This is a genomic window from Olivibacter domesticus (genome assembly GCF_900109575.1).
Lineage (GTDB): Bacteria > Bacteroidota > Bacteroidia > Sphingobacteriales > Sphingobacteriaceae > Olivibacter > Olivibacter domesticus.
On sequence record NZ_FOAF01000002.1, the window covers coordinates 307,329 to 322,677 of the forward strand.

The window sequence follows — 15,349 nt, forward strand, 5'->3', positions numbered from 1 at the left end:
TAATAATATCAGTTTAAACTACTTTTAAGGCATCTGCCCGTTATCTATAAAACTATAATATCCCTCATCCGACACAATCACATGATCCAGCACCCTTATATCCAAACATTTAGCCCCCGATACTATTTTATCAGTCAGGCTCTTATCTGCTAAACTGGGAGTTAGCGCCCCGGATGGATGATTATGACTTAATATAATACCTGTTGCTTTAGCCTGCAAAACAGCTTGAAAAACTGTTTTGGCGTCTACCGCAACGACGCCCATACCTCCTTTACTGATCAACTCTTTACCAATTACTCTATTCCTGGTATTGAGCAGTAGAATCCAAAATTCTTCATGCGACAAATCGGCAAAAACAGATTTCAAAATGCGATAAACATCTTCGCTGCTTGTTATTTGTGGCTTTTCTTCTGCCGTATATTCCTTTCTTCTCCTGCCCAATTCAAGCGCTGCAATAATAGCAATTCCTTTAGCTTCTCCTATACCTTTATAGGCGCATAAATCAGCGAGAGAAAGCCGTGCGAGATCTCCCAAATTATTACCTACATCTCTTAATATACGTTTGCTAAGTTCAACTGCAGTTTCATCTTTTGAACCGCTTCCAATTAAAATAGCCATCAATTCAGCATCACTTAAGGATCTACGACCGTTCAACAGGAGCTTCTCCCTTGGCCTGTCTTGCTCCGCCCATTGTTTTAACTTCATTCTGGTAAAATCATTCTCCATTGACCTGTAATTTATATTATATAGACATGGGGTATGCTATCATATGATGAACCAACACCTCCTATGCATATCTATAATTTTTATCAAAAGATGATAGATTTTTTGCGATGAATGGGTTTAGTATTGGTTAGAAATATGAGTATTTCCCTATTCTTCAAATATAAAGAAATAAGTTTTCATCTGTAAATATTTTTTTATCCATCGGTCAGATGGAGCTTACCATGTTGAAAATTTACATTTCTCTGTGTGATGAATCCGCCAGCTGGCGGATAAACATGGACGGTTCATATGCAATTCGCCTCAGCTGTATATAAAGATATTTTATAGAGATACGACATATTTTAGTATTTTTAGCTCCCATATACGATTATAAACAATGAAACCACAGCATTTAATGATAAAAATAATTAACAAAAGAATGAACAAACTATTACAATTGGGGATGTTTGCAATGATTAGCGGAGCACTGATATCATGCCAGAACATCCAATCTAAAGAAGAAAGGGAACAAAAGCCAGAGTGGGTTGATTTATTTAACGGAAAAGATTTGAAAGATTGGACGGTGAAAATAGCCAAACACGAGGTTGGTGAGAATTACGCAAACACATTTAGAGTTGAAAACGGTGTGATTAAAGTAGGTTACGAAGGTTACAAAGAGTTTGATCAACAATATGGTCATATTTTTTACAATAAGCCTTTTTCACATTACCTCTTAAGAGTAGAATATCGATTTGTAGGAGAGCAAGCAAAAGGAGGTGAAGGATGGGCATGGAGAAATAGTGGTATTATGCTTCATGGGCAGGCGCCTAAGACCATGTTAAAGGATCAGGATTTTCCTATTTCTCTGGAAGCCCAGCTTTTGGGAGGAAATGGAAAAGAAGAAAGGAGCACCGGAAATTTATGTACTCCCGGAACGGAAGTAGTTTATAAAAATGAGCTCTTCACCCCTCATTGTCTTAATTCGAATTCACAAACATACGCAGGAGATCAATGGGTAACAGCCGATGTGCTAGTTTTGGGCGATTCTATTATCAGACATATTATCAATCAAGATACCGTAATGGTATATACGAAACCAACCATTAATGGGGGCGGCGTTTCTAATTATGATCCAAAAGTTAAAAAGGATGGTCAAGCATTAAGTAGCGGATATTTTTCTCTCCAAAGCGAAAGTCACCCTATAGAGTTCAGAAAGGTAGCCATTATTGATCTGCAACCTTATGCCGATGACAGCGAAAAGCTAAACAGTGTGCTAGCAGAACTACGTAAAAATGAAGGAAAATAGAAAAAGGGTTGTGGCAATGCCGCAACCCCAACATATTTTTTTATAATATTACAATTAAGCTAAACCGTTAACAAATTTCGTCAACTTAGACTTATTGTTTGAAGCTTTTTTCTTGTGGATAACGTTTTTCTTAGCTAATCTATCTAACATTGAAATTACACGAGGTAATAAAGTAGACGCTTCTTCTTTCGAAGTTGTAGTACGTAATTTTTTAATAGCGTTACGAGTTGTCTTAGCTTGGTAACGGTTTCTTAAACGCTTCGTAGCGTTAGCTCTAATTCTTTTAATTGAAGATTTATGATTTGCCATTTTTTAGCCTTTTATCCTTAATATTTTTCGGACTGCAAATATAGGATTAAGAATTGTATAATACAAAAAAATTAAAAAAGAATTAACCAACGAACCATTTAGTCGTTTTTTTTAAAGCTAAACACACCTAATCAAACACCTACAGAGGTACTAAACAATGCAAAAAAATTTTAATAAACACTAATAATCAGACATATATGAAATATTTTTTACGAAACTTCGTCTTGATCTTTTTTGCCTGCATATTGTCTTCTTGGGGATTCTTTGCGCATAAACAAATAAATAAAATGGCTGTCTTTACCCTACCCCCACCCCTCGCTCCACTTTACAAAAAACACATCGAACATCTGTCAGAACATGCGGTGGATCCAGACAAAAGAAGATATGCCAATGAATATGAAGCTGCCAGACATTATATGGATGTTGATGCCTATGGTATAGTACCCTTCGACAGCATTCCTAAACATTGGAGAGATGCTGTAAGTAAATACTCAGAAGACACATTGAATAGTAGAGGTATTGTTCCTTGGCAGATTGAGCGTAGTTATAAACAGTTAATTAAGGCTTTTGAATTATTAGATATTCAAAAAATATTGAGATATTCGGCAGATCTTGGGCATTATATTGCTGATGCAAATGTACCGCTACATACTACCCACAACTATAACGGGCAACTTACAAATCAGGTAGGGATACATGCCTTTTGGGAAAGCAGACTACCGGAACTTTTTTCTATTAATTATGACTTTATAGTCGGAAGAGCCACTTACATTTCCGATCCCTTAGAGGAGGCTTGGAATATGGTAAAAAACAGTTTCAGTCAAGTCGATACGCTGTTAAAAATTGAGGCCGCTCTTAGTAATCAATATCCTAAAGAAAAAAAATACACCTACGAGTATCGTTTACAGACTATTGACAGGGTCTATTCAAAAAATTACTCAGCAGTATATCACCAACAATTAAATGGTATGGTAGAGCAGCAAATGAAAAAATCCATAAAAGATGTAGGCAATTTTTGGTACTCCGCTTGGGTAGATGCCGGGCAGCCTGACGTCACTAAGCTCCTGGGTAATAAAAGTTTTATTCAAGAAACCTTACCCGATAGCATACCGATAAAAAGCAGGGCTTTAGGAAGAGAAGAATGGCAGTAAATACCGGACTACCTGAAATATCAAAACCGGAACCTACCCGGTACCCTAGTAACGCTTATTTTTGCGAAAATTTAATTCATGATAAAAATTTTTACCATTAGTGCATGTATACTCTATACCGGCTTTCAGAGTGTCGGACAAACAATATCTGCTGATCAGTCAACAGCTATTGACACCACGTATAAACCTTTAAATGAGGTAATTATTAACGAAAACAGACTGCAAACGCCTTTTACCGAGCAAAACAGAAATATCAATATTATTTCCCGTGAGCAGATCAATGCGCTACCTGCTCGTTCAGTAAACGAACTGCTCACCTACGTTGCTGGTGTTGACGTACGTCAACGTGGCCCTTGGGGAGCCCAGGCAGACATTAGCATTGATGGGGGTACTTTCGAGCAAACAACTATCTTGGTGAATGGTATCAAAGTAAATGATCCTCAAACTGCTCATCATTCTATGAATATTCCTGTGCCGCTGGGTGCAATTGAGCGTATTGAAATAATCAAGGGTCCTGCTGCCCGTATTTATGGTGTGAATAGCTTAACAGGCGCTATTAACATTATTACGCGCACACCTGCCAATGATAATTTTCAGGTATCTGTGAATGCGGCGTCTAGCCTCAAATCAAAGGAAAATGGAAAAGGTATCTACAATGCGCGCGGCATTCAAATTGGAAAGGGCTTTGCCAATGCCCATTCCAACCATCTACTATATGGTGGCCATGAATCTGGCAATGGTTACAGATATAACACCCCTTTTAACAACAACAAACTATTCTACCAAGGCAATATAGTAACAGATAAAACAGGCTTATGGAGTTTTATGGCCGGTTATACGTTCAATGATTTTGGAGCAAATGGATATTATGCAGCGCCGAACGATAAGGAGTCTAAAGAAATTGTCCAAACGGGTATCTTTTCCGTTGGGTACAAAAAGCAGTTATCGAAATGGAGCATCAGTCCACGTATCAGTTACCGCTACAACCATGACGATTATCGCTACAACCAATATGATTTAAGCTTATTTCGTAATCTTCATCATTCGCATGTTATCAATACCGAAGTTAACTCAACCTATAAAAGCGCCTACGGATCGATTGGCCTTGGGCTGGAAATGCGCAATGAATTTCTCCTAAGTACTAATATGGGGGATAGGGATAGAAGTAATTATGGCTTCTATGCAGAATATAAAACAGATCTTATCAAAAGGTTGTCACTTAATATGGGTGCTTATTTAAACTATAATAGCCGTTTTGGTTGGCAGGTTTATCCAGGTTTAGATATAGGTTATAACGTATTGGGTAACTGGAAAATATATGTAAACACAGGGTCTGGGCAACGCATACCTTCTTTTACTGATCTGTATACTACGGGTGGAGGAAATGTTGGCAATCCCAATTTAAAAGCCGAGAACGCCTGGTATGCCGAAGGCGGAATAAAATATAACGACGAAAAATGGTTTTTGAACGCCAGTTATTTCTATCGGAGAATAAATGATTTTATTGATTGGACAAGGCCGTCCACCAATGAAAGCTGGCAGGCAAATAATTTCATGCGCAATCAAGTTCAAGGGCTTAGTCTCACAACACAGTATAAAATAAATACAGAACAGGAATACCATTGGTTGGCTGGCGTTTCGTATACTTATTTAAATCCAAAAGTAACGAATGCTTCGTCGGAAAGTATGTTGTCTAAATATGCCATCGAGAGCTTAAAACATCAACTTATAGGACATCTAATATTCCGTACTGATAACTTCTCGATCAGTGCAGCTCAACGCTTCGTAGAGCGAATAAGCTACAAAAATTATTTTTTAACGGATTTAAAGTTCGGCTATAAATGGAAAAATTATGGTGTGAATTTAGATGCAAACAATCTTTTTGATGTTACATACATTGAAGCAGCTGCTATACCCCTACCTGGAAGGTGGTTTAATGTAGGCATTAACTGTTCCATATAAATAAAAACGGCAGCAATTGATTGATTTAATTGCTGCCGTTTTTATTATTAAGTTTACAACCCTAATATTGCTTTATTTAATTGCTCATCAACACCCGATGAAGCAAAATCATCAAAGGTCTTATCCGTTACCCGTATGATATGATCTTTAATAAAAATTGCTCCTTCTTTCGCACCATCCTCCGGATGTTTTAAGGCACATTCCCATTCCATTACGGCCCATCCTTTAAAATCATAAGCAGTTAACTTACTGAATACAGATTTAAAATCTACCTGTCCATCACCTAAAGATCGAAACCTACCAGCTCGCTCTACCCAACCTTGATAACCTCCATATACTCCTTGCTTTCCTGATGGGTTAAATTCAGCATCCTTCACATGAAACATTCTTATTCGCTCATGATAATGGTCAATATATGCTAGGTAATCCAAGCATTGTAACACAAAATGAGAGGGATCATAAAGCAAACAAGCTCTTTGATGATTATTTACCTTTTCAAGGAACATTTCATAGCTAATACCATCATGTAAATCCTCACCTGGATGAATCTCATAACATACATCTACCCCTACTTCATCGAAAGCATCTAAAATTGGGAGCCACCTGTTTGCCAGTTCTTTAAAACCATCGTCAACCAGTCCTGCGGGGCGTTGTGGCCACGGGTATACGGTGTGCCAAAGTAAGGAGCCGCTGAAAGTAGCATGCGCATCTAAGCCCAAATGCTGGGACGCCCTAGCAGCATATTTTAATTGTTGTACAGCCCATTCCGTTCTTGCCTTTGGATTGTTATGATAGGCTTCTGGTGCAAAACCATCAAACAATTTATCATAGGCAGGGTTAACAGCAATTAACTGGCCTTGTAAATGTGTAGAAAGTTCCGTTATTTCCAGTCCGTGACTATTCACGATGCCTTTTATTTCGTCGGCATACGTTTTACTTTCAGCTGCTTTTTGCAAATCAAAATAAGATGTCGCCCATGTAGGTATCTGTACCCCTTTAAAGCCTAATCCTTTAGCCCATCCACAGATGGCATCCAAGCTGTTAAAGGGTGCCGTATCACCCAAGAATTGTGCAAGAAATATTCCTGGTCCTTTTAGTGTTCTCATTTGTATAATAATTTATTTAAGTTTTAACATCTTATCTCTTCTAGCCGTTTAAGATATCATTTATTTTAAAAAACTCAAAACACAATGTTAATGGACCTAAAAAAATAAACCCGGCATTTGGGGATGCCGGGGAAAAACTTATGTTTTTTTAATCAACCTAAACCTGACACTATAACAAGTGTTTTAGTACATTGTTTTAAGTTTTTTATTTTTTTTCAAATTTTTAGAAAATGTTTCTACCCATTTATAAATGGTGTTACAATGCCTTGACCCGTATATTTCTAAACCAAACACCATCGCCATGATCTTGAAGGGCAATTTTACCACTATTGTTTTTTTTGTAATCTGGATAGTCTTTCCATTTACCTTCCGACTTTTCCTTCTTCCACTCCTCCGTACCTTCCTGGAAATCTACCACCTTTTTACCATTTAGCCAATGTTCAACATGTCCATTGTTGTAAACAATTCTACTTGTATTCCATTCACCAACTGGTTTTAACTCTTTCTGACTATCATCGGCAGGAGTCATGGCATAATTGGCACCAGTTTTCTGCCAATCTTCAATTTTCCCAGGAAAACCTATGTCGTCCAGCATTTGATATTCAGGCCCTGTTTCATAGGGTGCTTTGTATTTAGCATCTTCTACCACATGATACATCAACCCCGAATTTCCGGCCTTGGCAATTTTCCATTCCCACTCCAATTCAAAATTGCCAAATTCTTTATCACTTACTAAATCACCGCCAAAATCTTCTTTATTTCCTTTGCCTGTACAGGCCAGCGCTCCGTCCTGCACCTCCCAATTCTTAACCGGCTCTTTTTTATTGTATCCATGCCAGCCCGCTAATGACTTTCCATCAAATAATTCTACCCATTCTCCTGCAGTAGTATCAGTAGCCATTGCTGTGGTTTCAGTACTATCACTAGCGCCCTCACTTTTACTAGAATTTGAATTACAAGCGGTTAAGCTCACGGCTAATGCTGCCGCGGCAGCTACTTTTAGTGTGTTTTTCATTTTAATAATTGGTTGTTTGTTATTGGTTATTAGTATCAAGACATAAGTAGCAAGTACTAAGACTTTACATACTGCCTAATATACTATACATACATCTTGATACTTATAGTTAATTACAACCTCTTCACCCTTATATTTTTAAAATGCACCTCAGAGCCGTGTCCCAAAAAGGCTAGATAGCCACTTTTACGTTTAATGCCTGGATGTTCTTTGCCATCCAGTGTTCCATTTTTTGAAGCTTCGGCAAGATCTCCATCTAAAATGACGGTTCCATTTAGGGTAACTTTTATTTTATTTCCCTTTACAAATATTTCTTCTTCATTCCATTCACCCAATGGTTTAAGGTACCCTCGTTTTGCGGGTATTGTACCATAGACAGATCCATGATATTGATATTTTTTTAAATCTTTATATACAGCTGCATCATTGTCCAGCACTTGAATTTCCATGCCTGAATAAGCAACATCCCCAGCCATTGGTGCCCGTATTCCGATACCGTTATTAGCGCCTGGTGTTAAGCGGAAGCTGAAACGATAAATAAAATCACCATATTCTTCTTTAGAATATAAGTTACCACCTGACCCTTTATCTGGATAGATTGCCAAAGTGCCTTCATCGCTAACGGTGTATGCTGTCGTATTTCCTGTCCACGAATCGAGATTAGTGCCATCAAATAATACTTGGAATCCTTCATTTTTCTCCTGCGTACTTAACTGAAAAACCTCTTTTCTTGGTAGCTCTTTGATATAAATATCTCGATAGGCTACTTCCGTACCATGCGCCTGTAATTCAATCTGCTCGACAGGAAATATGGACTGATTTTTATCCCAATAATTTTCAAGCGTTACATTATCGGTAACCAATTGTCCATTGAGATATACCGTCACTTTATCGCCCTTCATAAGAATTCTAAAAGTATTCCATTCTCCAAGCGCATTATCAGCAACTTTTATAGGTTTGCTTTCATTCTTCTGATTGTTATATAGACCGCCAGATCCCACCTGAGCACCTACATTCACACGGGAAGTATCCCAAATTTGTACTTGCGGTGTTCCACGTAAATAAATCCCTGCATCACCTTCTTTACTAATAGGACTCAACTTCCAATCAACAAGCATTTCAAAATCACCATATTGCTTTGTAGTAGCAATATTATCCCCTTTACCGTTGAAATACAATACACCGTCCTTTACATACCAACCGGCCCGCATCTGCTCATCAGCTTTTGCTTGTGCCGTAGTTAGCTCCTTTGCGCTCATTTTAGATCGTTTGATCGGATTTTCTACCAAGCCCTTCCACCCAGCTAAATCTTTGCCATTAAAAAGGGAAACGAAGCCTTGTCCGGTAGGAAGCTCTGCTATATGTTTTAAAAGCGCTTGTTTTAAATAATCGCTGTCCTGACCACTTAAAGCCTCCACTGTTTTATCCAATATAGCCCTTACATCCGGACCATATAAAGTGGGGTTAGAAAGTGCAATGTTCAATACCGCCATCGCAGCAGCCGATTTAAGTGCAGGATTATCAAGAAACTGGCCTGCAAAAATCAGCGCATTATATGTTTTATTTGCCTCAAGTGCTCCGAGTATACCCTTCTGTTGGGGAACTGTTTTAGCAACGGTCATGACATCTCTTAACAGCAATACTTTCTGTTCAGCAGGAAACTCCGATTGAGCTGTTAATCGAACAATACCTTTAATTACAGCGTCTAACTCATCAGCATCTGTAGTTGTCCGACTCAACTTAATCAGTTCAGGTAACGCTTCGGTATCATTCCAATTTGCTAGCGCCAATACGGCGGCTCCCTTCAAGGGCTGATCTGTCCCTGAAAGTGCCTTAACTACTGGCTGAAGTACCTCTTGCCCTCCTATACCTGAAAAAACATTTAGGTATAATGCCTTTTGCTCGGGAGATACGGTTTCATATTTACTTAGCAGCGATGCAATTACCTGCTCCTTTTGCGTACTACCGCTAACAGCGGTTACAATAGCTTGTTGAGTGGCTTCCCTTTCGTCCGCATTTTTTGCTTCTGCTAATATAGTGGTCAATGCCATTAAATTTTCTTCCTTCGCAATAGCGGGCAACGTCTGGTATGCAGCATTACTAACATCAGCATTTTCACTCTTTAGCAAAGAACTTACTGCAGCAAAACTCTCATTAGCTCCCCTATTCGCTAAAATCTCCATAATGGTAATTTGATCAGCAGCCGAAGCTTTTGGAAGTACCCCCACTAGCTGACTCAAGAATCCTTCACCGTGCATAGTGAAAAAAGCTTCTTTAATGGCTTTCCTTTCGGTCTGATTGGATGGCGCTAATAAAGCTAATAATTCAGGGGTAGCTTTTACACCATTTAATTTTGAATAGGCTTTAATAGCCGTGGCTTTAACCAAGGTATCGTTGCTTTCTAACGCTTTTTCAACGTAGACTGTAGCCGATGGATCTTTGGTATTAGCAAGGGCATTTAAAATGGCTGCTTGTGTTGCTGGCTCAGCCTTCTTTAAACCTTTTCCCCAATTACTAATGCCTTGCCCTTTCAGATAGGGAATGCCTAATTTTACTGCAGCAATACTGTAGGCTGGATTCTCATCTCTTGCAGCTTTCACTAATTTAGGCACATATTCTTCACCATAGATATGGGATAAAATGTTTAATCCGGCTATACGTGTAGGGGTATGTTCGTCGCCTACTTTAAGTAACGATTTGGCTATTTTCTCTGCCAAATCCTTTTCTCCTTTTAGCACGAGCTTATTTGCATAATTGATATAAGAAGCGGTAGCATTTGATTCATCATATCCAAAGGATACCTCTTCAGCAGCCTTTTTTAACACTTCTTCAGACGAAGGAACCGCCAATCTTGCTAATGTATAATAAGCAGTTTTCCTTACCGGCAACTCACTGGAAGTAGCGAACGGAATCACCGCTTTCTCTCCCTCCGCATAGTCTGCATCTCCAATGGCTTCCAAGATGTAAACGATATTACGTCCTTTGGCATTCGGTAAAGCATCGGCTAAGGCTTTTCCGGCTGGTTGGCTCTTTATCCTGGCTAATGTACGTGCTGCCCTATCACCTAAATAATCGTCTTGTAAATAACCCGCTAATGCCGGTACGGCCTCATCTTTTCCAGCGTTTATTAAAAGATTCAACACATAGCCCTTATTATCTTTATCCGTAAGCTTGGTCAACGCCTGTAAAGCACCTTGAACAAATTTGGCTCTCTGAGTCTCTTTTCCAGGCTGCATTACATAGTAAGCATAGCTATTTGTCGCATATTCTATTTTCGCGTTGTCGCCACCCTGAGGCTTTAATTGCTGTAAAAGATTACTGATATCTTCAGCAGTAAAACCTTCCAGTTGCATCATTGCAGCAGACAACTTATCCGCATTTTGGGCAGGTTGTGTAGCAAGTAAATCAGCAATTTTAGTAGTAGTGGTACGCTTGTCATCCTGCTGGGCCATCATTGGGTTTGACAGCATAAACGCCAGGACAGAAGCATATATATAATTCTTCATATTGGTTTTATAGTTCGTGATGGTTTAATTTATAGCGTTAATAATTAAATGGTCCAAGGTCCTCTCATTGGCTGATCTATTAACCTATTTGCAGCTTCGTCATTCATAAAAAACTGCTTATCTGGATCAAATTTCAACGATCGCCCTAGACGTACAGCTGCTAAGCCCATATTCACCAACGTGCAGGAGCGGTAACCGTTTTCCTCATTTAACGCAAATTTCTGCCTCTTTTTTACCGCTTCTACAAAATCCGTCACCTGCTCATCTGGTTCAGGGAATGCCGCAAGCTTACGTTCCATGTCTGGTATGTCCGACTTAAATCCAGGATATAATTTTCCTTTTGGCCCATCAATATACGGTACATCTTTATCTCTTCCTTCGCCATCCAGAATAATCTTACAGCCATCAGCATAAGTGTATTCTATTCGACGCCATGTACCTACCGCATCACTATGCTGTTGTGGGGCATCCACCTCAACCGAAACCGGGCTTTCGTTATCTTTCCCTAAAAAGTATTGAATAGGATCTAAATAATGCTGTCCCATATCACCTAAACCACCGCCATCATAATCCCAATACCCTCTAAAAGTTTGATGTACGCGATGTGCATTATAAGGTTTGTATTGCGCAGGCCCCAACCACATATCATAATCTAATTCGGCAGGTGCTTGCTCTGGAACGAGATTTTCTTTACCAACCCAATAAAACTTCCAGTCAAAGCCTGTATGACGACTCACGGTTACCTTTAAAGGCCAGCCCAACATACCCGTATCCACCAGTTTCTTGATCTTTTTCACGGGCACTGCCATGCCATAAAAGTTATCTTTAAACCTAAACCAGGTGTTCAATCTAAAAATACGACCGTGTTGTTGAACAGCCTCTTTTACACGTTTTCCCTCTCCGATGGTTCTTGTCATTGGTTTTTCACACCAAATATCTTTCCCCGCACGCGCCGCTTCTGCCGCCATAATACCATGCCAGTGGGGAGGTGTGGCAATATGCACAATATCTACCTCAGGTAACTGTATCAAATCTCGGTAATCAGACAATTGTTTAACGCCTGTATCACCCAAGGTTTTTATCGCAACGGCAAGATGGCGTTTATCTACATCACAGATCGCCACCGTTTTAGTACCGGCATATTCAAAGTGTCCACGCCCCATTGCTCCTACACCAATAATGCCCTTGGTAAGATGATCACTTGGTGCGAGGTATCCTTGGCCACCCAAAACAAATCGGGGTACAATGCTAAATGCAGCTGCTGCAAACGCTGATTTTTTGATAAAATCACGTCTGGAGGTTGTTTTTTCTTTCATTAGTAACTGTTTGTTTTTATTTGAGTATATTTTTCCTTCTGCTCAACCTTTCGCTTAAACGAATATAGAAGAGTTAAATCAAATCGCTCCTTTGCATCCCTTTCACTATCTCTCTTCTATGGGACGATTTGATCTAGGAATAATTGTTTTAGTATTGACTAGTTTACAAAAATTGGAGATAATGCTATTGTATGTGAACGTTTATCTCCAAAAAGTGGAGGTCAATTTAATAATAATTTAATGGTATTACCAAATTTACCTCTACGCAAACGGTTGCGTTAATTAGAAAGCTTCTTTTAAAACCTGGAAGCTTTTTGGAACGGCCGTTAGTGGGTCTTCTTTACCCTCCATCTCCAATGAAACGTAACCCTTAAAGTTTGCCTTTTTCAATATATTGGCGATTCTTACATAATCAAGATCCAATGTATACCATTCGCCACCTCCATAATAAGTTTTTGCCTGCACAATTGTAGCAAATGGCGCAAGTTGTTCAAATTGGTCATAAGGGTCTCCCGCGAAATTTCCAGTATCTAAATTCAATCCCATAGCGGGCGAACTTTTCAGTGCATTATAGATGCGTAGTAGTCCTTCCACTTGAGTGGTTAAACCCCAGTGATTTTCTATTGCCAAGATAACCCCTGCCTGCTCCGCTTTTACCAAACATTCTCCCGTTGCATCAATCACCCAATTGAAGGCATCGTCGTCGGTATAACCTTTTATCGGCTCCTCTTTACCTTTTACTGCCATCAGTTCATCAAAGGTACCTGCAGTATTCCACCTTCCAGAATTAAGCCGAACACAGGGAATTCCCATCTGAACAGCCAGATCTATGCAGTGTTTAGTATGCTCAATATTTTTCTTCCTATCTGCTTTATCTGGCGACACAAAGTCTTGGTGAATAGACAACATTGGTAATGCTAAGCCATTTTCAAAGGCCAGCCTTTTTAGCTTATTCATATATGGAATCGTCTCATTGTCCATCTGCCTATGTAGGATTTCTACCCCATCAAAACCGATACTAGCTGCGTGTAAGATTACTTTTTCTATCGGAAATTTTAACTTCTTAAAATGCCAGTAAGAATAGGTTGAAACGCTGATTGGCGTTTTTTTTCCTTGGCCTTCTTCTATCTTATTGACCTTTGCCTCTAAACTTGGAGCAATTAATGCCCCCATTCCTGCTAAGGAGGCTTTTTTCAAAAAAGTTCTTCTATTGTTATCCATCATAATTAAGATCTATTAATGTTTAAATTGTATTTTCTAATAAATAAAGGGGCCGTTCCTACGAGCGGCTCCCTTTGGATATTACTAATTTTGTTTTAACACATCTGCTCCCATGATATCAATTTGAGCCTGTGGAATTGGGAAATATTCATTTTTCCCTTTTGTGAAAGTGGCTCCTTGTAAATATGTCCTTTTTACTTGTTCCTTCGTAAGATAGGTATTTAAGGTTTCCGCAGCCACATCCCAGCGCACGAGGTCAAAAAAGCGATGCCCTTCAAGCGCAAGTTCTAATCTCCTTTCAAAGCGAACGGCTCTTCGGGCATAATCTTGACTAGGAAATGACGCATATTCCTTTACAACATATGTTGCAGCGGGGGTGCCATCCTCTTTCGTTACCACCTCATTTGCAGCTCTCCTTCTTATCTGATTTACAATATCCAAAGCCATCGCCAAATCACCCTCTTCCACCGCAACTTCCGCACGCATAAGTAAAACGTCAGCATAACGAAGTGCCCGGTAATTATTGGAATTAGCTCTTGGAGATTCTGCTCCTGCATTGTCACCATCAGCGGCAAAAAACTTCTTAAATGTATAAGGGCCAGCAAAACTTTGATCTCTTATCCAGTTCCTTCCTGGATGATCACCCCAATTAAGAAAAGGAATACCGCGTCTACCTACAGTCCAATCTAAACGGGGATCAAGATTTCCGGTATAGGGCTCAAAGGGGTCGGAGGATGCTAAACCTTCATCATTTTTAACATCTTCATCATTGAAATTATCTAACAATGGTAAGCCATCGGCGTCGGTTTTAAAAGCATTCACTAAATTTTGCGAAGGTTGAAAAAAACCGCAGCAACCGCCCGGGCCAGAACCATAAGGAAAGTTTAAATTATCTCCCCAAAAACCGTTCTGGCCACTGCCGCCATCGCCTACCGACATTTGAACCTCTAGAATGGATTCAATATTATTTTCTGTAGCTACTTTGAAGTTATCGTGGAAATTGTCGACTAAAGCAAAGGGCCCATTATTAATAATATCGTCTAGCAACGGTTTGGCTGACTGGTAATCACGCTGAAACATATGTACTTTTGCAAGTACTGCTTTGGCCGTCCATTGGCTTGCTCTACCCACATCGGCTTTTGTTGGCGAAAGGTTATCTACAGCAAACTGCAGATCTGCTTCAATCATAGGCCAGATATCTTGATCATTAGGCAAGTTAAGGAAATCTGTTACATTATCGTCTACATAAGGTACCATATTCCATATTTTCTTTGCCTCAAAATGGTACCATGCACGTAAAAACCGTGCTTCTGCTGTTGCTTGTGCAACCTCGGCTTCCGACATGTCTGTGGTCTTTTTAATTAATTTCAGCACATCATTTGCGCGCGATACACCGTCATAAACAGTGACCCATTTTTCATTGAACACGGCGATATCAGGCTGATTCACATAGCGCTCAATAGTTGTTATTTGCGCTTGATCTCCCACATCGCTTCCTTTGTAGGCATCGTCGGAAGCAACGGATCCATAAATCCAATTGCTGGCCGATGAAGAAAATGTAAAACCAGATCCTACACCGTCTAACAAACTATATGCACCAATTAGTACAGCATCTACGCCAGATTTTGTAGCTAGCAACTCTTCGTTACCCAGTCCTAATGGTTTCTTTTCCAAAAAGCTTTTACCACAACCTTGTAGTGTTAATAGCACTATTATTATATATTGAATTAGATTTAACCGCTTCATAATAAA

Annotated in this window: 11 protein-coding genes; 3 read left to right on the forward strand and 8 right to left on the reverse strand. The window is 39.4% G+C overall.

Going from position 1 to position 15,349, the window contains the following annotated elements:
* Positions 1-24 precede the first annotated feature (24 nt).
* The gene (gene radC / locus BMY50_RS11985) at positions 25-726 is read right to left on the reverse strand and encodes a RadC family protein (protein ID WP_093324520.1); all 702 of its coding nucleotides are present in this window, start codon (positions 724-726) and stop codon (positions 25-27) included.
* Positions 727-1,144: 418 nt separating this feature from the next.
* On the opposite strand from radC, the gene BMY50_RS11990 reads away from it, so the two are divergent.
* Complete coding sequence (locus BMY50_RS11990) at positions 1,145-2,011, forward strand: 3-keto-disaccharide hydrolase (RefSeq protein ID WP_093325756.1); 867 nt, start codon at positions 1,145-1,147, stop codon at positions 2,009-2,011.
* A 54-nt stretch (positions 2,012-2,065) separates the two neighbouring features.
* Here BMY50_RS11990 and rpsT read toward each other — a convergent pair whose 3' ends face one another.
* Positions 2,066-2,320, reverse strand: a complete 255-nt coding sequence (gene rpsT / locus BMY50_RS11995; RefSeq protein WP_093324524.1) for a 30S ribosomal protein S20 — start codon at positions 2,318-2,320, stop codon at positions 2,066-2,068.
* A gap of 197 nt (positions 2,321-2,517) precedes the next feature.
* Here rpsT and BMY50_RS12000 point away from each other — a divergent pair, with 197 nt between their 5' ends.
* Positions 2,518-3,471 carry a zinc dependent phospholipase C family protein gene (locus tag BMY50_RS12000; protein WP_093324527.1) on the forward strand — a complete coding sequence of 318 codons (954 nt, stop codon included), beginning with the start codon at positions 2,518-2,520 and terminating at the stop codon, positions 3,469-3,471.
* A 78-nt stretch (positions 3,472-3,549) separates the two neighbouring features.
* On the forward strand, positions 3,550-5,433 hold the full coding sequence (locus BMY50_RS12005; RefSeq protein ID WP_093324530.1) for a TonB-dependent receptor plug domain-containing protein: 1,884 nt from the start codon (positions 3,550-3,552) through the stop codon (positions 5,431-5,433).
* A 53-nt stretch (positions 5,434-5,486) separates the two neighbouring features.
* Here the strand turns inward: BMY50_RS12005 and BMY50_RS12010 are convergent, their stop codons facing one another.
* The 6 genes from BMY50_RS12010 to BMY50_RS12035 all read right to left on the reverse strand — a co-directional run bounded on the left by BMY50_RS12010 (position 5,487) and on the right by BMY50_RS12035 (position 15,343).
* Positions 5,487-6,539 carry a sugar phosphate isomerase/epimerase family protein gene (locus BMY50_RS12010; protein ID WP_093324532.1) on the reverse strand — a complete coding sequence of 351 codons (1,053 nt, stop codon included), beginning with the start codon at positions 6,537-6,539 and terminating at the stop codon, positions 5,487-5,489.
* Between the two features lie 256 nt (positions 6,540-6,795).
* The gene (locus BMY50_RS12015) at positions 6,796-7,554 is read right to left on the reverse strand and encodes a 3-keto-disaccharide hydrolase (protein WP_093324535.1); all 759 of its coding nucleotides are present in this window, start codon (positions 7,552-7,554) and stop codon (positions 6,796-6,798) included.
* Positions 7,555-7,667: 113 nt separating this feature from the next.
* A complete protein-coding gene (locus BMY50_RS12020) occupies positions 7,668-11,060 on the reverse strand; it encodes a DUF1080 domain-containing protein (RefSeq protein WP_093324538.1) in 3,393 nt (1,130 codons plus the stop codon).
* A gap of 44 nt (positions 11,061-11,104) precedes the next feature.
* Positions 11,105-12,376 carry a Gfo/Idh/MocA family oxidoreductase gene (locus BMY50_RS12025; protein WP_093324539.1) on the reverse strand — a complete coding sequence of 424 codons (1,272 nt, stop codon included), beginning with the start codon at positions 12,374-12,376 and terminating at the stop codon, positions 11,105-11,107.
* A gap of 282 nt (positions 12,377-12,658) precedes the next feature.
* Positions 12,659-13,600 carry a sugar phosphate isomerase/epimerase family protein gene (locus tag BMY50_RS12030; RefSeq protein ID WP_202907824.1) on the reverse strand — a complete coding sequence of 314 codons (942 nt, stop codon included), beginning with the start codon at positions 13,598-13,600 and terminating at the stop codon, positions 12,659-12,661.
* 81 nt (positions 13,601-13,681) lie between these two features.
* Positions 13,682-15,343: a RagB/SusD family nutrient uptake outer membrane protein gene (locus BMY50_RS12035; protein ID WP_093324540.1), complete on the reverse strand. Its 1,662-nt coding sequence runs from the start codon at positions 15,341-15,343 to the stop codon at positions 13,682-13,684.
* Positions 15,344-15,349: the final 6 nt, after the last annotated feature.

Bases quoted from the DNA above. Each gene is read 5' to 3' on its own strand.
- radC (WP_093324520.1), bottom strand. From the start codon at position 726: ATGGAGAATGATTTTACCAGAATGAAGTTAAAACAATGGGCGGAGCAA.
- BMY50_RS11990 (WP_093325756.1), top strand. From the start codon at position 1,145: ATGAACAAACTATTACAATTGGGGATGTTTGCAATGATTAGCGGAGCA.
- rpsT (WP_093324524.1), bottom strand. From the start codon at position 2,320: ATGGCAAATCATAAATCTTCAATTAAAAGAATTAGAGCTAACGCTACG.
- BMY50_RS12000 (WP_093324527.1), top strand. From the start codon at position 2,518: ATGAAATATTTTTTACGAAACTTCGTCTTGATCTTTTTTGCCTGCATA.
- BMY50_RS12005 (WP_093324530.1), top strand. From the start codon at position 3,550: ATGATAAAAATTTTTACCATTAGTGCATGTATACTCTATACCGGCTTT.
- BMY50_RS12010 (WP_093324532.1), bottom strand. From the start codon at position 6,539: ATGAGAACACTAAAAGGACCAGGAATATTTCTTGCACAATTCTTGGGT.
- BMY50_RS12015 (WP_093324535.1), bottom strand. From the start codon at position 7,554: ATGAAAAACACACTAAAAGTAGCTGCCGCGGCAGCATTAGCCGTGAGC.
- BMY50_RS12020 (WP_093324538.1), bottom strand. From the start codon at position 11,060: ATGAAGAATTATATATATGCTTCTGTCCTGGCGTTTATGCTGTCAAAC.
- BMY50_RS12025 (WP_093324539.1), bottom strand. From the start codon at position 12,376: ATGAAAGAAAAAACAACCTCCAGACGTGATTTTATCAAAAAATCAGCG.
- BMY50_RS12030 (WP_202907824.1), bottom strand. From the start codon at position 13,600: ATGATGGATAACAATAGAAGAACTTTTTTGAAAAAAGCCTCCTTAGCA.
- BMY50_RS12035 (WP_093324540.1), bottom strand. From the start codon at position 15,343: ATGAAGCGGTTAAATCTAATTCAATATATAATAATAGTGCTATTAACA.